Source organism: Nostoc sp. FACHB-190 (assembly GCF_014696905.1).
Lineage (GTDB): Bacteria > Cyanobacteriota > Cyanobacteriia > Cyanobacteriales > Nostocaceae > Nostoc_B.
Genome location: NZ_JACJQW010000001.1, coordinates 316225 through 335413 on the forward strand (window position 1 = coordinate 316225; position 19189 = coordinate 335413).

Sequence of the window (19189 nt, forward strand, 5' to 3'; positions counted from 1 at the left end):
AACTAAACTCTAGCTTTGGTCTGAGTTGATGTATGGCTAGTGTAAAAACTCAAATCAAATTTCATCATAAAATTTGGCTTTGAATTTTTTTAACCATATTACTAGCGGAACACTCAATGAATATAAAAGCCGTTATTTGATATTGAGTTCAAAATTATTGAACTTAGGCTTTTGTGAGTTGCTTGTCTTTTTTGGCATAACGTTTTCTGAGGAAACCAGCAAAACCAGCACCCACAGCTAGACCACCCATTGTTATGGGTTCTGGTACAGCAGTTGCAGTAATTGTGTAACCACCTACGTTCCCTATGTCGTTTGCGCTAATTTGAGCTGTACCAACGATATCTTCACCAAATCGCCAGACACCTGTTGTACCCAGTAATGATACAGCTAGACCGCCATTAGGGATTGTTTGAACAAAAAATTGGGCAGGATTAAGATCAAAAGTTAATGCTGCAAATGTATTTCCTCCGTCTAGTGACCTTTGACCAAAATTCAGGAAGGATGTAACGGCTGCTGTCGCATAAGTAGTACCTGAAACCAGGTTAAGAGTTAAATCTTGGATATCAATTCCTGAACCACCTCCAATATTAATAGGAAGGACTCCTGGTACACCAGCACCAAGAGAGGGACTAAGATCAGAGAAAGTTGGCACTGATACGACCGTTTTCACATCGGTAAAATTTATGGAAACTTGACTGGGTGATAGTCTCTGGACTGCCGCAGCACCTTGAAGCTCTAACTCACCATAGAGAGTAATAGCTTGTGCCGAAGAAGGAGTAAAAGCAACTGCGGCTGCTGTTGTAGCTGCTAATGTTGCCCCAAACAACACCGATTGAAATTGTTTCATAAGGCTCCAGTTTATTTTTTTGATGTTAGTTTGCGAATACTAATACAAGTATCAATTAACTCCAATGAGTAACCACATTCGTTATGTAACTAACATGATGGTTGATGAATTAATTGAGCTATACTAGTAACCGTAAAAACAATGATTTCAGAAGTACCGTAAATTTACAATATTAACTTGCATATTTCATCAAATCTTTGCAATAAACATATATTATGTTTACTGTTTTTTATTGCTGACAAAAGTTTAATAGTTTCTTCTGAATAAAGAATAAAGAATAAAAAATCAATAAACTCTATTTAATTTATTGATGAACTTAATTATCTAACATAAGACAATGCTTAACAGCATTGAAATCTGATGATTATAAAGATATGTAGATACACAAGAGATATTTTGAGAGGTGCATTTATTGAGTAAATTCCTCAATAACATTGTAGTCTACTTATAGCGTTTCTCGGTTGAGTGCAGTACAAGTAGATGGAGAAATCCGGGTAGAGACTAGAGGCTAGAGGCTAGGGAAATGTACCTCACTGGAATAAGAACCGCTATATAGAGATCACTCACTGAAACTTAGTAGGATGTACTTAAATGTCGAGTTAGAACTTGCGTTACCACAAAAAGAATATGAATAGGTATAGAGATAATAATGAAAAATGTTATCTCTCATAGTATTATTCTCTATCCTTCTGAATGAGGCACAATACTTCCACTAATCAAGACAGAACTTACGCAGACTCTACGATTTCTTGGCGTTCTTCTCCTGACGGAGACGCTACGCGAAGGCGACTTGGCGGTACCCTGCGGGAAGCCGCTAGGACTTACGCATCGTACATAAGTACTACACACAATTTGGCTGTGTCAGCCATGTTTAGCACTTAGCGATCGCAAATATGCTAATAAATCTGGGTGATACAAAACGCTTGAAACAACCAAATACCGTTACACGTATTATGGTTGATTTGTATAGTGCGTAACTTCTAGCCGCTTCGCGTCTACGATAAATTAAGCTTTTTGAGAATTTTTGCGTAAGTCCTGCAAGAGACAAAAACAGTCTATGGCGTTTGTACATAGACTGTTTTGGCAATTAATTATTTTGCTTTTAATTAGGCGCTCTTACCCCATTCTTCCCGGCTGCTGAATAGTCTCCAGCAGGAAAAACACTAGCATTGCCATCGACCCTATACCTAAAACCCTGGACAGGAACAATTTGCTTCAAGGTAATTCCATTAGCAGGCTCAGGTGATGTTCTTTTGTTTTTCCCGTAAGCATCTGTATAAATTACAGAATTTGAAGAATTAGCAAATTCCAGTCCTGAGAAATGGGTATTTAAATGAACTGTTCCCCGGAAAGGCGAACGAGGATCATCCCATGTAACCTTGCTTCCAGAGGCTAGAACTTCTTGGCATAATAAGGTTTTAGAAAGAGGATGGTTTGAATCATAGCAAACATCTACTGTTCTCTTGATTTTAGTTGCAGACGAGGGATCATAAAAACGGGCGGGATTTGTAACCGTAAAATAAAAACTACGTCCAGCAAAACTCGTTAGCCAAAATTCAATGTTTCTTTTTAAAATCCACGAAGATTGCTCATCTTGGGTTCCCCGTACATAACATCCCGCCGTCGGAATAGCACGATGAAAACCACCATTTGGCTGATTGGTGGGATTTGGTGTGATTGCAGGTGTAACGGGGAGTGTACATAAATGCGCTTGAGGCTCAATAAACGATCCTGGCACTCCAAATAAAGCAAATTGTTTTAAGTTAAATGGTTCATGACCATCACATTTTCCAGAGACAAACATCTCATGTGCCGTGTTCACAAGAGCATCTGCTGAATGTGAACCCATGTGGACTTTGATAACAGCATCACAGGTTGTCTTTTTGCTGGCATCGCTGGCATCATACATCCGCCAGTTGTTAGCGACAAGAACCTTATGACCAAAATGATCTTCATGTCTGTGAACAGATGGGTTAGATGGATTATTAGCTGCTAACTGTTCGTTGACATAACCAAAAGCAGGCATACCTGCGATATTAAACACCTCTGAACCGCGCGGGTCATCACCATGCTCATGACCGTATGTACAATAAGTGTTCGTTTCAGGGTTAAAATCCACAGGCGAGTGCCATGTGGGGTAAACCTTACCATCTTCCCCCTTCGTCCAATAAGTATCGTGCATCCATTTAGGGCATTCCCATGTTTTGCCAGGAGACCACAGACTATATGATTTAGCTAAAATCTCAGAACTTCCTGGCAGCATATCTTTTGTCCGTACCGCACTGCCTGCTATTGGTTTAAATGGTGCAGGTTGATTGACAAACTTACTATCTTGAACTTTTTGTATCTCGTCAATTTTCTGTACTGTGTTATTTGCCCAAAAGGCAAACCAATTAAAACGCAAACTAGTGCTGATTCCCGTAAACCTGATAACTAAGTTTTGTGTCCCTTTTGCGAGGTTTTTATTTAGAGGGCAAAGAACAGTACGGTAAGCTGACGTAGAGCCAGTGCTATTGATGCTACAATTTCCTACTACAGAACCACTAGCCGAGCCGAGGCGCACTTCAACACTATTTGTACCAGAAGGCAAAGAAATACGTAACATCAGCGCCTCTACGCCACTACCTAAATCAAGGTTGTTGTACACTGCATAATTGCCATTTGCAGCGTTAGTCAACTCTTGGGTTACGGAAACGAAGTTGACGGAAAACGGTTCCTCGCTACGCTCCCAATAATCGCCCCAAATAGTCTTCAAACCAACATTGGATGAAAAATTGAGAGCGTCTATACGCTGAAGAACTGGCCAAGGTGCAATAGAGCTTGATGGAATGGTACTTGTGTTGGCAGCTACTTGAAAGCTAGATGTTGCATTAATAGGAGTTTGTGCATGAACAACACTAGACAAGCTAAATACTAACGCGATCGCAGCGTATAGTAAAAATTTACTAATTTTATTTTTTATCATCTCCTCTAAGCCGAATCAAAATAGGAAACAGGGAATTGCAGTTAACTAGCTGCTACTACGTTCACGAATTATTACGGAACGACACTTGAGATAATATATTACGAATCGACCTAACAACCTCAGCATTTCTTGGGATAAAGAACTTTTAAAATATGAAACTCTTATAAGAGGATCTACACTTTTCAAGCTAAAGTACTTAGTAAATCAAAGCTTGAGCCAAGTATGATGCTATTAAACGCTTACTATTAAGTTAAGTATGATTGATGGTACTGATAAAAAACTGAATATGATAACCAAGATGTGAAACGCTTACTAAATCAAGGTTTTCAACTTGATGCTTATGTTGTTTCTATAATGGAATTAAATAAGAAATAAAAATTAATACTAACCTGTATTCCTTACCTGAAGTAAAGTTTAGAGTTTATCTAGAAACCCTTGATTTTAATTTCACATCATAAACGCAAAGCAAAAACCTATTTTATTAATGTCAAGTATAAAAAATAACTCATCTTGCACGAATATGGATGATGTGAAAAGTAACTATTAAGTAGGGTGTGTTACGGCTAGACAAGATTTTGAGGGTTTAAAAGAGTGAAGATTATCCGTGAAAGACAGAGATATACAGGGCGTTGAGCATTGCCATAACGCACTCGACAGATTTCAGCTTTACTTTCTTGATAAAGTATCTCTGAAATTTATTTTTTGTAAGACTATAAAGATTATGAAGAATATTTTTGTCATTAGGGTCGAATCAGTTTTTAACACAACAATAGGCAATAAGCCTATCGTGCCTGCCAGGATTGGCAAAATAAGAGATGTTCTTTGATGTAGAAGGAGAACATAGCTCAGAATATACTCGGACATTAAATGAAGATTTGATGAAAAATTTTAGCTAAAGGTTGTATTATTTGTACGTTGTATGCAAATGTATTTACATAAGCTCGTATAACGACTCAATAACTTTAATTTTATTTATCAGCAAAGTGTCCCAGGAGTAAGGTGTAAAAATATTCACTTTTAATTCTATACTCCTACTATCTAGATAATTTAATATTGATATTGGATGATTTTTTGCTAATAAAAAGCAATTTCATTCTAATAAAAAAGCCAATTTATATCTAGAGATACATACTATACGTATATGCAAAACGATGAAAGTAAAATGGCTATGCAAAATACCTTGTTTAAATCACTAAAAAACATTGAATTATGGTTATTAGGAATAGGTAGTTCATTAGTAGCAATTAACTTAACACTAGTTGCAAGGAAAGACGAAACAACTAACTTCTGCATCAATGTTTTATTTTTTATTGTTATTTTTACTTTATTGAAAGAAAAGAAGCAGAAATTAAATTTTGATAGCGGATTATTGTCTAGTTCTATAGGTTTAATATTTATATCATTTATATTTATAATTAGTTTATTTCAGATAAATATCGGAATATTATCTTTATTTCCTCCGTTGTTTTCTGGTTTTGGTCTTGCTCTACTTGCTTCTGGTTATAAAGGCTTAAAACAATACTACAAAGAACTGTTACTATTGTGTTTTCTAACTATAAGAAATTTGTTGTTTTTGATAACAATAGACCTATCAATTTTAACTGCTAAACTTTCTACAGCCATTCTTTGGTATACAGGTTTTAAAGTAACTCGCTCTGGAATTATTGTTAGTTTGCCAACAGGAACTATAGAAGTATATTCTGGTTGTTCTGGGATAGATATGATCTTAGATTTAGTTAGCCTAGCAGTATTATTTATTTTTATGTTTGATTTTAAATCATATCAAAAAATTATGTTACCAATATTAGCTACAATAATAGGATTTATTGTCAATGGTTTTCGTGTTTCATTAATGGCTATTTTAGTTGCTCAGGGTGATAAACAAGCATTTGAATACTGGCATGAAGGGGATGGTTCTCTTATATTCGCTATGATTGCTAGTATATTCTTATGCTGTTTCTGCTGGTTTTTACTCAGTAGAAATGAAAACGAAAGTAAAAACAATATAAATTATGCAGAGTAATGTACTGGAAAGAAACCCGTATTAAGTTTTTAGCTTTAATATTTTGCTCAGGAATATTAGTTTTAGGAAAATCAATTTTATTTCCTAATCCAGATAAACCAAAAGTTAATACTTTTGTTTTTCCGCAAGAAGTTCCTTTAGCAGAATGGCAGCCTATATTGGCTACATCATCACAACCTTTAAATAAGGAGAGTAAAGATTTATTAGCACAAAAACATTATCAATATCTGAAAAATGATTTGCCTCTAGATATTGAAATGCACTATTTACAGAATTTTTATTATGCAGATATTGGTGTATATATTAAACGCAATATCGGCATAAAATCATCTACTACAGTGCGTCAGCAAAAGCAAATAGGATACTACGGACTGGGTGTAGACAAACAAAAAGCCTATCTCAGTGCTTGTATCAACCCACGAGGAGGTAGTACTTTTACTCATACACAGTTTAGAGATAATCGCTTTTCTCAAGATATCAGCTTTAATCGAATAGTACCAATCTTACTAGGACAAGAAGCCCTTTTAGACAAACGCTGTTTATGGGTATATTTATCAATTCCTTTAAAAAATTCTTCCCCTGAAGAAGCCTACCAAACACTGGAACAAGCTTGGTTTTCTTGGTATCAGTGGTGGCAACCTCGATTTCCTAAACCTTGAATTTTAATAACTTTACCTTTGTAATTTATTTACCTTTTAATTATGGCTGAAACAAACATTCGTGAATCTAACATTAATGAATCTAATGCTCGTGAAACAGACATCCGTGAATTTGTTGAGTTAGAATTCACTAAATTAAGTAAACTAGTAGGCAATATACAACCTCTACTAGAACTAGTTAATCTTTGGCGTTTTCTTGGCTACGGTATGCTGTTGTTGGCACTTCTAGACTTAATTGATATTTTTGTGCCACCAAGCTTTATGAATCCTACTTGGGAATTCCAAACGATGGGCAGGTTGGTAAACCAAGTGGGAATACCATTAATTGGATTACTTTTTATCTTTTCTGGTAAGTTAGCCAAACGAGCCAGATGGGAATCAGGTATTTTGGCTTTATTATCTCGTTTAAGTCTGTTAGTTGCATTGTTATACTTGCTGCTAATTCCTTTAGGTGTGCTTAACACAATAAGGTTGTATAACACTAACCTTGAGCAAATTAAGACTGGCTATGAACAAAGACTTTCTCAAGCTAATCAGGTTGAAGAGCAACTAAATAAAACTTCACCCACAGACATAGATAATTTAATTAAGCGCCAAGGTGGTTCATTAAATGGTAGAAGTCCTGAAGATGTCAAAAATCAAATTCTTTCACAACTCAACCAAACCAAGCAACAGCTCAAAACTCAAAAGCAAACAAATCAGTCTTCTGTAACTTTCAATTTACTGAAAAACTCTGTAAGATGGAATATAGGAGCTTTGATATCCGCAGTTTTGTTTATTCTGATTTGGAAGGAAACACGCTGGGCTAGAAAAAAATCAGCGTAGTTCAAGAAAAAGTAATCTTTTGATGGCTAGGTACGTCACATCTAGCCTTCGTTAAAAAAATTATTGCAAAAAGATGAAACTCATACGTGGGTTTCATTTTTTTAGTATTTATAAATATGTGCTATGAGTGCATAAACTAACGTTCAGGTTAAAATTATGCACCTGTATAACCTGTAATTATCCAAAGTAGAGAACGAAGAATATCACGAAGAATGCGAAAAATAGATTCTAGTTCTGTTGAGTGAGATGGTACAGAGACAGGAGTAAAGGCAATACCTCGACTACCAAGGATGATAGTAGCGATCGCCTTGGCTCTGGGCATATGAAATTTAGAAGTAATCAGAAACACGTGTTGTATCTGCTGTTGTTTAAAAGTATCTACTAAAGTGGTAAAGTTAGTTACTGTGTCTGTAGCTTCGTAGTCAAGGTAAACTCTATTTTTATCAATACCTGCGGCGTGAAAAATTTCTCTTGCTCTTTTGGGAGGAGAGCCAGAAGAGACCCAAATTTTCAAATCTGGATAAAAATGGGCAAATGAAGCAGTAAATTCTTCTCTATCTGAGCCACCGCCAAGGGTTAATATAGCTTGAGATTGGGGAGCTTGGTAGTAAGCGATCGCTAATCGGACAGGAATAGTGAGTAGTATAGCGAGAATAAAACCCACTAACAACAACATCCAATTTTGTTTGAGTAGGTATGGCGATAATTTCATAACTAGACTAAATGCTTGGATGATGTGAGCCACATTAGTCTATTCTTGCTGATTATGCAATTTTTCTAACTCAATTAAACGAATGGATAACAAGATTTCGGCTAGCATTCGCTGAAAAGCATAGTACCAACCAGTCCAGCCATCCCAGATTCCACCTTTGAGAATCAGGCAATACAATAAGATAATAAAGGGAGCTAGCACTTTTTGTTTACGGATGCGATCGCCTAAACTCAGTTCATTATCATGTGTTTCCAGTAGCTTTTTACTCTCAATCACCATATAACGATCCTGCGCCCATAACCAACGACTCAAGGGTTTACGATCATCGTGATGGATATGATTGGACAACATAGCAGACTTCCCAGTTAGTTGCAAAAGTTGAGTATGTCCATCATCTATATATATCGCTGTATCTTTACGAAATAAAACTTGGCGTGGGGGAAGTATTGTACCTCTCAAGGGTTTACCCTCAATACAATACTTAAATCTGGCAAAATAACCATTTACTTGCTCATCTACTTGTAAAGCGGCAATTTCAGCAGTAAGTTCATCTCTAATGATGTAGTCTGCATCTAATGAAAGCACCCATTGAGAGACAACTTGAGCTAACCCAAAGTTCCATTGTTGAGCGTGAGTATCAAATTTTCTGGGAAAAACTTTAACTTGTGGATGGGAAGATAATATTTCTAAGGTTTCATCTGTACTATAGCTATCGATAACTATGATTGTCTTAGCCCAGGTAAGATGTTGAAGTGTCCTACCAATATTTGGGGCTTCGTTATATGTGAGAATGAGAGGAGTAATTTCTTCTAGCATTGCTCAATAAATTTAAATTAATGTTTGTGATATAAATAGATTGCTAAAATACGAGATATATTTTCAATACTCGTATTAATTTTTCTGCTAATTGATATTATTCAATATCTGTACTAATTGAAAGCAGTAAAATTGGGAATTTTCTTTATTTCTGTATAAACTGAAATCAATTTCGAGGCAATACAATCCCAGGTATAGTTTTCACTGATGAATTTCCGAGCGCGATCGCCCCTTTTTTTTGCCTCTTGGGGATCATCTAAAGCCTGCTTGATAGAAGTTGCGATCGCAGTTACATCAAACTCGGCAACATAACCCAAATTTTCCTTTGTTACCATATTAGCTAAAGCAATGCCAGGTGTAATTATAGCAGGAATCCCCGCCGCTAAAGCTTCTAAAACAGCTACCCCAAAGTTTTCTGAGTGAGAAGTAAGTGCAAATAAATCAGACCCTTGCAGTAGTAAATCTTTATTTTCCCCCTTCACAAATCCTGTGAAATGAGTACGGTTTTGCAGATCATGAGCTACTACCAAGGATTTAATTTTACTTTCATAATCGTCATCTCCACTACCTGCTATAACAAAAGTAAAGCGATAATCTGATAGTTTACTCAAAGCTGGAATTAGATAATCTAGCCCTTTTTTGGCATGGAGACGAGATAAAAATAAAATAATGGGTTCATCATCTGGTAAATTTAATTGTTGCCGCAAACGCTGACGCGCATTAGGAATCACATGAGGAATGTACAACCCGTGGGGGACAACAAAAGATGGCGAACGTAGTTTTAATGGTGCGGCTTCTTGTTGTTCTTGTTCTGAAGTAAAATGAATACATTTACTGTAGTTGAGATTAGCTCTCTCTATAAGTTTCAGATATAGTTGCTTCTTTTGATAACTTTGTTGCAATGACCACTCACAAAGTTGTCCCAAAGGACGAACAATATAAGGTACTCTTTGCAGACGAGCAATAGTCATTGCTATTGTAGAAGGATAGGAAAAAATAGCATGGACGTGAAGTAAGTCATACTGAGAAACATTCTGCCACAACCATGTAGTTAAGTCTTGAGAGTAGGCAAATTCTCTGATCGAGTTAACTTTGGGGGAAAAGCGCCTAAAAAACCATACTGGCACTTGCTTATACTCAACCAGTTTACCAATAGGCACATCAAGTAAATCATCACCATTATCATTAGTAGTAGCAATTTCTACTTCTACTCCGGCATTTCTTAATGCTTTCACTGCTTCTACTACTGCTTGACTTGGCCCACCTCTAACTGATGCTACTGAAGGAATAATATGTAATACTTTCATATTAATTTGATTAAAAATAGTAGTTCAAGATAGTTTAGAGGTTGTTTGAAAAGAGGTTGGCTGTGATGTTAGAGACTGTTTATCAAAATAAATTCAGCTTAAACAAACAGAGAAAATTAATTCTCCAAAATATAATCTTTTAGGTAATAATCAATGCTTTTTTGAAAGCGTTCAAAACCAAATTTGTTGACTACCCGATGTCTCAGTTCTTCTGGTTGGTATAACAGAGGATTAGGATATGTACCATGCAGAATTTGAATTATATTGTAAGCGATCGCCTCTATATCATCTGGGTCAACAAGTGCGCCTAATTCACCTTGACAAAGGGCATCAACAGCCCCATCTTTATTACCTCCCAAGGTAGCTTTACCACAAGCCAGTGCTTCTAAGTGAACGATGCCAAATCCTTCACCTTTACTTGGCATAGCAAAAACATCACAAAGATTATAATAATCTCGCAGTTGTTCATCAGGAATGTAGCCAGCTAATGTTACACAGTCTTGGAGTTGCAATTGGGATATTAGTTGTTCAATTCTGGGTCGGTCATTTCCTTCTCCTACCAAAACGTAATGCACATTGGGAATAACTCGACGAATTTGCGGTAAAGCCTGCAAAATTTTGTCATAGCCCTTGCACCTCTGGGGCGATTGGGCAAGACGAGTGACGGTGAGAATCACTGGCTGTTGAGAATTTAAGCCATATTGTTTGAGGAGATGGTCTGGCTTGGGTGCGATTTGAAAATTATCAGCATTAAAGGTATTGGGTAAAACGACGACTTGATTTGGTTTTAAGTTTTGTTCTTGGAGGAGGCGATCGCGCGTATAGCTACTTACGGCTAAAATCAGGTCAGCATTTTCTAGGGCTTTCTTGACCGAGGGATTTTGGATATCCCAAGCATCAATCCCATGTGCTGCAACCCAGTAGGGAGTGCCTATTAACTTTTTCAACCAGTAAGCTGTCACACTAAAGTTGGGATGGGTGGAAAAAATCAAGTTGGGACGTTGCACAAGCCCAAGACCAACCATTTGTGCAGCCAGGGCAGGAGTACGTAAGGCTAGAGGCCAATGACCAGCCGTATGAAAACATAAATTAGCAGACTTTGCTGGTACATCTGTATCGTGTTTAATCACAATGTCGTAGGCACCATCAGGGTAAAGACCTTGAAATGCTGTCAGACACAAAGAGGAGTAACGTTGAATCCCGCCTGTTGAGTTGAATAGGGCAGGAAACCAGAGGTGAAAATTATATTTATTTTTAGAAAAAGTTTGTTTAATCACTTGATTTTTTTACTAGCAAAAATTCAGCTTGAGAAACTTATGTAGGAGATTTGTGTTTACCTAGCTTTAATTGAATCAATAACCTGACGCTTATTTAGTGTGATAGATGAAATTACATAGTCAAGTGCCTCTTCTAGTCCTTGAGTTGCTTGAGTATAACTGTATTGAGACACAATCTTTTTGCCTTCTTGCCCCCAACATTGCAAACGCTGGCGATCAGAAAATGCTTCTTGCAGGCTACTAGCTAAAGCTGACACATCACCAGCAGAAAATACCAGCCCATTGTGTTGGTGATGAATTAAATCTTCAGCACAACCTACATGACTGCTGGCAATAACTGGACGAGATAAACACATCGCTTCGTTAATTGCCAATCCCCAAGTTTCTGAAGCCCCGTAGCTGGGTAACACCAATAAATCAGCGATCGCGTAGGTACGAGGCATCAAGGTTTGATTTTGAAAAGGCGCAAAGTAGATATTTTTGTGTGATGTTGCTACAGCTTTTAAGTCCGCCTCTAGAGAACCTGCACCGACGAATAACAGGGAGACTTGAGACAAGTTGGCTGCCAAAAAAGCTTGTAGCAAATCTAAAGGACGCTTTTTATTTTCAAATTTCCCGGCAAATAAAATTACTGCATGATCCGATGGGATACCCAATTCTTGCTTCCAAAGCATTGCTTGTTGTTGGGCATCATCAGCTTGAGCGAAAAAGCGATAGTTATCTATAGCATGGGGAGAAAAAAATAAACGATTACTCGGTACGCCATGATATTGAAAATACTCATAATTGGCTTTTCCCACATAAAGACAAGCCGCAAAACGTCGATAAACCTGGGTAATAAATTGCCGACGCGCCCATGCTTTGATACCAGTAGGTTTTAGTAGGCGATGGGAATCACCCCGAAATAGCAACGGTATCTCACGAGAGTTCCAGTTCGCCAAAAAGTTATAGATGCTGGCGTAGTTGTAGCACATCAAAAGTACCGCATCAGGATTATAGGCTTTCATCTGGGAGACTAAAGAGGGATTTTGTAACCCTAATAAATGATGAACACCAGGATTGGTACTAACATTAGGTACAAATTCATATTCATAGCCATCTAAAAGTGGAATATCCCACTGAATGACTTGTTTGAAACCTACATCAACTTTTGGAGTAATGCCGAAGTTCCAAAGATAGAATACTCGAAGAGACAAATTCTTGTTAAGGGTAACATAGCGAAACCAGGGAGCATAATATTGAATCGGATGTGTAGAGATAATTGCTAATTTTTTCATTACATAATATATATTTTTAATTAGTAAATAAATTATTTTCTTAACCCTAAAGTGCTTAAAATTTTATTGTTGTCCTTGAGATTAAATGTAGGTTTTTCTATTAAATAGTAAGAAACCATACCTGCTAGAATACTAAATCCAATATTGTAAGGAAATATTCCTGTAATCGTAGTATTTTGATCAGTTAAAAATAATTGTTGCCATATATAAACACTATAAGAAATTTGTCCTACATAAACGAGAATAGGATTGCTTAATAATTTACTTAGATAAGAACTGGGATTATTATGGAGCCAAACAATTAATATTCCCAAACAGATTACATTTAAAGTTATACCAATAGAAATTAAGTACCCACGAATTAAGTAATCTAAAATTGGAGAAATAAATACTAGCCATGTAACCAACATAGCTATATAATAACCCTTTATCTTAGAAATGCGGTTTCTATAAATAGGTGATTGAGTCAAGATAGCCATAAAGCAGCCCATCATAATACTATCAATTGATGTATGTAGCATTATATTTAAATATCCTCTAGTGACAGGAAACAGGAAATAACTAGCTACACGCACAATTGGCATTGACAAAACTAAGAATAGGGATAGTTTATGTAGGTATTTATTGCTTATAAATAATAACATTAGAGGCCATAGTAAATAGAATTGTGCTTCTAATGCCAGAGTCCATAAATGTCCAAAAAACCAAGTTCCTCCAAATTTACCATAAGAAATAGTTTCAAAAATACCAAAGTAATTCCATGTAAACGTTGATGCGGCTATAAAATCTTTGTTCGCAATATTTAAACCAGCAATTGCATTGATTAAAAAAACTGATACAACAAAACAATAGAGGCTAGGAAACAATCTTATCGCTCGTCTTACATTGAATTTTCGCAAATTAATAACACCAGTTTCATTAACTTCTTTCAAAAGAATCCTCGTTATTAAATAACCACTTAATACAAAAAATATTCTAACTCCCAAACTAGAATTCGCTATGAATATTGATAATACGTTCCAAATATCACTATCAAACTTAATAGTGTTTTGCGAATGATATATCACTACTAATAAAATAGCTATTCCTCTGAGTCCATCAAATGAATTAATACGATTTTTCAGCATAATTTTGATAATTATTAATTTGATTTAATTTGGTTATTCAAATAATAAAAGTAGAAGCCTACTGGAAAAATGCAGTATTCTGGTCTGATTTCTGAATTGACAGTAGGGAAAAGCTAATAAGGCATAAATAAATGGCTAGTGAATCTTATGCAAAATCAAATTATATATTTTCAATAGCTAATTCTATATGTGTTTGGGTAATGATAACATGTAGTGTTTTTCATTAAGACAATTCTAATAGCAAACAAAAGCATTAAAACTTGGGACAATATACTCAAAAAAGAGCTAAGAGTTACTTCATTTTTGGCTGATAACATTATTAAAGCTAGTGAAATTAAAAAACGATAAGATGTGATGGGAACTTTCATAGCTAAACGAGTAACATAACCATATAAACTGCCTAAAAAGACTCCTAACCCAGCACAACCTATCGTGCCAAAGTTGGCGTAAGCTTCCTGTAACATACCCCAAGAAATCTGAGTAGTAAGAGTTTGTTCGTATGTTTGTCTGCCATAGTGAATGTTTAACATATTAGTTGCTTCAGCCCCACGAAGCTTATTTGGATTCAATATTCTAGGCACTAACAACTGAGGTATAATTGCATAAGTTTTTCCGTTCAAATATTCTCTTATAGTACCAGTATCAGAAATAGCTTTCATCAAAATATGTATCAGACTTGCTCTATCATTGATACTTTCTGACTTTTGTTTAGGCTTATTTAGGCTGTTTTCATGAATATTTATCTGTTTCAAGGAATTATTAATCCAGGTAACATACACAGTTGTATATTGTCCTGGCTGAATTGCTCCTTTATTCCAGTAAATCGCGCGAGTTTCTGATTTACCTAAATTGAGGAATGATATGATCAGGAAAGTGACTAATAGTAATCGCCAAGGAAGCTTACCACTGCCTAGCATCCAACCCAAACTGGTTAAGACAGTGTACACGCCTCCTATGTTTAGATAAAGGCTGACACCGGCTTGAAATACCAAACACGTTATTAGACCCAAAAATATGATCGCCTGTTGACGACTTAAACATTTAGCACCTAATTGATAGCCTAGGATCATTAATCCAAGGCTAGTAAGAGCTGGTAGTGCGGTTTTCAGTGTTGTATAAATTTGTCCCGGAATTATTTGCCATATATACCCAGTATTCTGTAAAAGATCAAATAAGATAGAACAAAAGATGATTTGCAGGAAAAAGGGAGTTATTTGTTTTGGTTTAAATACTTTAATTACAGACTTACCTTGCGGTTCATGTTGAACCAATCTCAGCCATGTTATCGTTCCTACTACCAAAAAAATCGCAACGACTACAGCTGCATTAAAATGTAATGATTCACTGTATTTAAGAACATTAGGGTTCTTGGAAACTAAAGGGAAAGCATGTGAAGCTAGGTAGGTTAACGCCATAATTGGAAATAGTGGCAGTCCTTTAGCGCGATCAGCACACCATAAATAGGCGGGTAGTAGAGACATTACGGCAATTAACAATGCACCTGCTTTACTAGGGGATGGTGCATCAGCAGTCATAATTTTAACTACCACCAAGATTAGAGCAATCCAAAAGCCTTTCAACATCCAACGCTTCTGACGTTTGCTAAATTCTATGGGGGTTTCTAACTTAAACTTGGAAGTCATAAATTACGCCTTATTTGAGTTGAATGCTGAAACAGCGTACTATCGTTAATCAGGCTAGAGCTTGAGATTTAAGCTAAGGCTGAAATCTTGGATATTGCTTGATAATTTTTAATTCACATAAGGCGCAAATTATATAAAGTTAATAGTAGCTGCAAACTCTTACCAGTTAGTATTTTAATTACAGTATGTATAATAAATTATGAATTAATACTGTTAAGAATTACTTTTATTATGAACATAATTTATAGTATTTGGCGTTGCCAGTAAAACATAGAAATCAAAAAAAAACTTTATAAAGTTTTAGTGCTTCAAGAATTAACAAGACACTGATCAAATATTTGGCACTGCTGAAGTGTCATTTCTCTCGCTGTATAGGGTTGAAATGCTAACCAGTCAGTTTTCGGTTGTAATCCTTTGGGTATGGATAGTAGACTATTGATTTGAGCAATCATTTCGGCTTGCAAATCTCCAGGCTGATTGTTGGAAGTAAAGGTTACTGCTTGACCAGCTTGACAACGGTGTAAAATATCAACTACAGAACTTTGGTGATGGAAAATTGCCAAGATTGGTTTTTTAGCTAAAATGCAGGGGTATAGTTTGGAAGCTGTATAACTTGGATCATCAGAACCAATTAGTAGAATAGCGTCGCTATCCACAAGAATTTGTATGGCTTCAAAATAGGGAATACGATGAGGATGTTCTGTTACTAAATCTGCAACCCCTAGTTCTTGGGCTATTGGCTCTATAGTTTTAACAGCTAAACTACCAGGAGCATAGCTAGTACCGACAAAGTGCAACTGCACGGACTGCCAAATTTCTGGGTTCTGGTGACGGTGTGACTGAATACCTAAAAATAGAGACCGCACCGCTAAAGCCATATCATAGCCGCCTCTGCCTACATACACCCAATGGCGTTTACCATCATTGGGGTTAAAGATTTTTTGCTGAATATTCAGGCTAGAAAGTGCTGAGAAATCAGGTTCGGGTGCACCAAAAGGTAGAACAGTAAATTGTTCTGGTTTTAAATGTGGATAGCGTTGTTGTAAGGTTTTTGGATATGCTGGTGAAACGCTAATTATATGAGCAACTTGACTTAAAGCCTTTGGTTCTAATAGTTTGGCTTGGAATTGAGCAAATCCATACTTAAAGCGTCCTCCTGGTGGCTGAGTTCCTGTTTGTCTGTAGTAATCACTCAGCCAAGGGTCTTGAAAGTCCAGGACATAAGGTATTTTAAAGCGACGATACCATATACTACCCAGCCACATAGTGAGAAATACAGTTGTGGAAAAGTAGATTAAATCAAATTTTTTTTGGCGAATTAAGCGATCGCCTGCTTGTAACATATATGGTAAACATCGTAGTCCCAAATTGCTAATACCAATACGTCGAGTTTGTTGAACAGGTAATGCCCCTGTATATGTAATGGGAATATAAGAGGGAACTGTTTTTAATAGTAAGTGGTCTTGAATTCCTTCAACACAATCTGGACGGACTGTCAGAACATGTGCTTCCCAACCGAATTGTTCCATATAGGGTAGAGACATTCGCACCCGTTGATGATCAGCCGCATTGACTGGTGGAAAATGGGGGCTGACGATTAAAACTTTATGTTTCAAATTTAAACACCTTACACCCTAAATAAAAAATCTAATTTTTCAATAACAAGCTGTATTTTACGTTGATTCACACAAATGTTACTTTATTTATAGACCGCAATTATTTCTTCCGATTCTTCTATTTTACTATTACCAATAGCTTTGATTGTGTAGCCTAATGAAGTCAAAAAATCGATACACTGTTTATGAAGTTCATGACTATGAGTTGCTAGAAAGATTGTTGGATGAGCGTTCATTAGCATAGATTTAGCACCATCGAAAACTTTCATTTCTGCTCCTTCTACATCTATTTTTATGTAGTTAGGATTAGGAATTTCGCCATTGAAGATTAAATTATCAAGGTTAACTGTTTTAACTTCCAAAGTACCTTTTGATGATAATTGTCCTTGAAAACTAGAGGAATTAAATTCAAAATAATCAATACCTGTAGTATCCGAAACAGCAGACTCTATAACAGTAACGTTAGATATACTATTTAATTGAATGTGTTGTTTTAAATACTTAATATTCGTAGGCATTGGTTCAAATGCAAATACTTTCCCCTTAGCACCAACTAATGTTGAAGCTAAAAGTGTATAAAAACCAGTATGTGCTCCTAAATCAAATACAATACTTCCCTCTCTAATAGTTTGTTCAAATAGAATTTGCTTATCGTATTCATAGCTGCCTAACCAACAACCATGTTGACTTGAACCAGTAATCCACCGCTTACCTTTTAGTCTACCCTGTAGAATAGGCAAGACTGTTGTCTGAGGAATGAGTTTCAGTGGCCAGCGCAAAATTTTTCCTATTAAAGATTTATTTGATATTCCAGATATATTCATCATCACTTGACCTGTAAATTTGATAATTTAGCGAGAAAACCTTATTAACTTAAAGTAAAAAGTATGGATAATTAAGATATACAAACAAATTATATTTTAAGTAAAAAGTTTTTGGTATATTTTCTCATAATTATCTACTATAACATCAGCAGAAAAATATTTTTCTACACGTTCACGGCAGTTATAACGTTGAATATTTGGTAATTTTTCTACTGCTACTATAGCCTCTTCAATACTATTAATCAGGTAGCCATCAACGCCTTGACGCACAATCTCTGGTAATGCTCCTCTGGGACAGGATATGACAGGCGTACCACAAGCCAGAGCTTCAGCAAAAACAATTCCAAAAGGTTCTTCCCATTCTATGGGGACAATCATGGCAGCAGCTTGTCCCAAAAGTTCATTTTTCTGCACGTCGTTGACAGCGCCAATATACTCAATGCCATCTTTTCCCAAATGAGGAACTATTTCTTCTTGCCAGTATTGACCTGCTTCCCCAGTTGTGGAATGATTACCAGCAATAATTAAGCTGCGTCCAGTTTTTTTGGCAATTGAGATCGCTGTGTGCGCTCCTTTAATCCGTTCTACTCGACTGAGGAATACCAGAGGTGCATCGGGAGCTACCTTTGGTTGAAAAGTGTATTTTTCCAGTTCTACACAATTGTGGATGGTATGCCAAACGCCGCCAGCATTGCGTCCAATCTTACAGATATAATCACTACAACCTGTAAAGGTCAAAGAACCCTGAGCAAGTTTGACACCCCAACTAGTAGTGCTATGACTGGGATATCTTTGATAAGACATCACCTTCGGAACAGATGAAGGTAACAAGGGTAATAAATAGAGGATGCGGGAAAAACTATGGACAATATCAGGCTGAAACTGCTTTACTGCTGACCATAGGGTGAATGTGTTTTGGACTGCATCCAATTTGTTTTGCGATCGCTTTCCCAACCAACTGAAAGACTGATTTGCAGGTGATGTTGAGTCAGGGTGAGCCACCAGTCCCACAGTGTGTCCACGAGCTTGCAATCCTGTGACAAGTAAATCAACAATACGTTCAATACCACCGTATAGTTTTGGTGGTACTGGTAATTCTGGATCAGCCGTTACCAATATTTTCATAGTAATATAGTTAGCAGTTACGGTCTCATAAATTGTTAAGTAAAAACTAGCTAATAATTCTAGGACTTACGCACAAGCTACGGAAGAACGAACCACAGAGGCGCAGAGTTCACGGAGAAATGAGAGTTTGGGACATGTTTTGCGTA

At 36.5% G+C, this 19189-nt stretch carries 15 protein-coding genes; 3 read left to right on the forward strand and 12 right to left on the reverse strand.

The genetic code is table 11. The features are described from left to right. Positions 1-163: 163 nt before the first annotated feature. Together H6G28_RS01520 and H6G28_RS01525 are read right to left on the reverse strand one after the other, a co-directional pair. Positions 164-847, reverse strand: a complete 684-nt coding sequence (locus H6G28_RS01520) for a PEP-CTERM sorting domain-containing protein (protein ID WP_190668411.1) — start codon at positions 845-847, stop codon at positions 164-166. A 1102-nt stretch (positions 848-1949) separates the two neighbouring features. After that, entirely contained in the window at positions 1950-3812 is a 1863-nt protein-coding gene (locus H6G28_RS01525; protein WP_190668414.1) for a carbohydrate-binding protein, read from the reverse strand. A gap of 1141 nt (positions 3813-4953) precedes the next feature. Here H6G28_RS01525 and crtA point away from each other — a divergent pair. Genes crtA through hpsJ-A form a run of 3 tightly spaced genes read left to right on the forward strand, consistent with a single transcriptional unit; the run spans position 4954 to position 7319 of the window. Continuing rightward, the gene (crtA, locus tag H6G28_RS01530) at positions 4954-5835 is read left to right on the forward strand and encodes a cyanoexosortase A (protein ID WP_242054428.1); all 882 of its coding nucleotides are present in this window, start codon (positions 4954-4956) and stop codon (positions 5833-5835) included. Beyond that, positions 5835-6494, forward strand: a complete 660-nt coding sequence (locus tag H6G28_RS01535) for a cyanoexosortase A system-associated protein (RefSeq protein ID WP_190668418.1) — start codon at positions 5835-5837, stop codon at positions 6492-6494. Before crtA ends, H6G28_RS01535 begins: the two co-directional genes overlap by 1 nt. A 42-nt stretch (positions 6495-6536) precedes the next feature. Beyond that, positions 6537-7319 (forward strand): HpsJ-like protein, cyanoexosortase A-associated, encoded by a 783-nt coding sequence (gene hpsJ-A / locus H6G28_RS01540; RefSeq protein ID WP_190668421.1) that lies wholly within the window; start codon positions 6537-6539, stop codon positions 7317-7319. Between the two features lie 154 nt (positions 7320-7473). On the opposite strand, the gene H6G28_RS01545 is transcribed toward hpsJ-A, so the two are convergent. From H6G28_RS01545 to H6G28_RS01590, 10 genes are all read right to left on the reverse strand, one after another. Continuing rightward, on the reverse strand, positions 7474-8031 hold the full coding sequence (locus H6G28_RS01545; RefSeq protein ID WP_242054429.1) for a YdcF family protein: 558 nt from the start codon (positions 8029-8031) through the stop codon (positions 7474-7476). Positions 8032-8070: 39 nt separating this feature from the next. Further along, positions 8071-8847: a glycosyltransferase family 2 protein gene (locus H6G28_RS01550; protein ID WP_190668423.1), complete on the reverse strand. Its 777-nt coding sequence runs from the start codon at positions 8845-8847 to the stop codon at positions 8071-8073. A gap of 113 nt (positions 8848-8960) precedes the next feature. Then, the gene (locus H6G28_RS01555; protein WP_190668426.1) at positions 8961-10154 is read right to left on the reverse strand and encodes a glycosyltransferase; all 1194 of its coding nucleotides are present in this window, start codon (positions 10152-10154) and stop codon (positions 8961-8963) included. Between the two features lie 116 nt (positions 10155-10270). Beyond that, positions 10271-11431, reverse strand: coding sequence for a glycosyltransferase (locus H6G28_RS01560; RefSeq protein WP_397328930.1), 1161 nt, complete (start codon positions 11429-11431; stop codon positions 10271-10273). Positions 11432-11487: 56 nt separating this feature from the next. Next, on the reverse strand, positions 11488-12708 hold the full coding sequence (locus H6G28_RS01565; RefSeq protein WP_190668430.1) for a glycosyltransferase family 4 protein: 1221 nt from the start codon (positions 12706-12708) through the stop codon (positions 11488-11490). A gap of 32 nt (positions 12709-12740) precedes the next feature. Next, positions 12741-13835: an acyltransferase family protein gene (locus H6G28_RS01570; protein ID WP_190668433.1), complete on the reverse strand. Its 1095-nt coding sequence runs from the start codon at positions 13833-13835 to the stop codon at positions 12741-12743. A 170-nt stretch (positions 13836-14005) separates the two neighbouring features. Beyond that, a complete protein-coding gene (locus H6G28_RS01575) occupies positions 14006-15478 on the reverse strand; it encodes a hypothetical protein (protein WP_190668437.1) in 1473 nt (490 codons plus the stop codon). Between the two features lie 308 nt (positions 15479-15786). Next, positions 15787-17094, reverse strand: a complete 1308-nt coding sequence (locus tag H6G28_RS01580) for a glycosyltransferase (protein WP_190668440.1) — start codon at positions 17092-17094, stop codon at positions 15787-15789. A gap of 83 nt (positions 17095-17177) precedes the next feature. Continuing rightward, on the reverse strand, positions 17178-17921 hold the full coding sequence (locus H6G28_RS01585; protein ID WP_199332754.1) for an FkbM family methyltransferase: 744 nt from the start codon (positions 17919-17921) through the stop codon (positions 17178-17180). A gap of 93 nt (positions 17922-18014) precedes the next feature. After that, entirely contained in the window at positions 18015-19043 is a 1029-nt protein-coding gene (locus tag H6G28_RS01590; protein WP_190668443.1) for a glycosyltransferase, read from the reverse strand. Between the last annotated feature and the right edge of the window lie 146 nt (positions 19044-19189).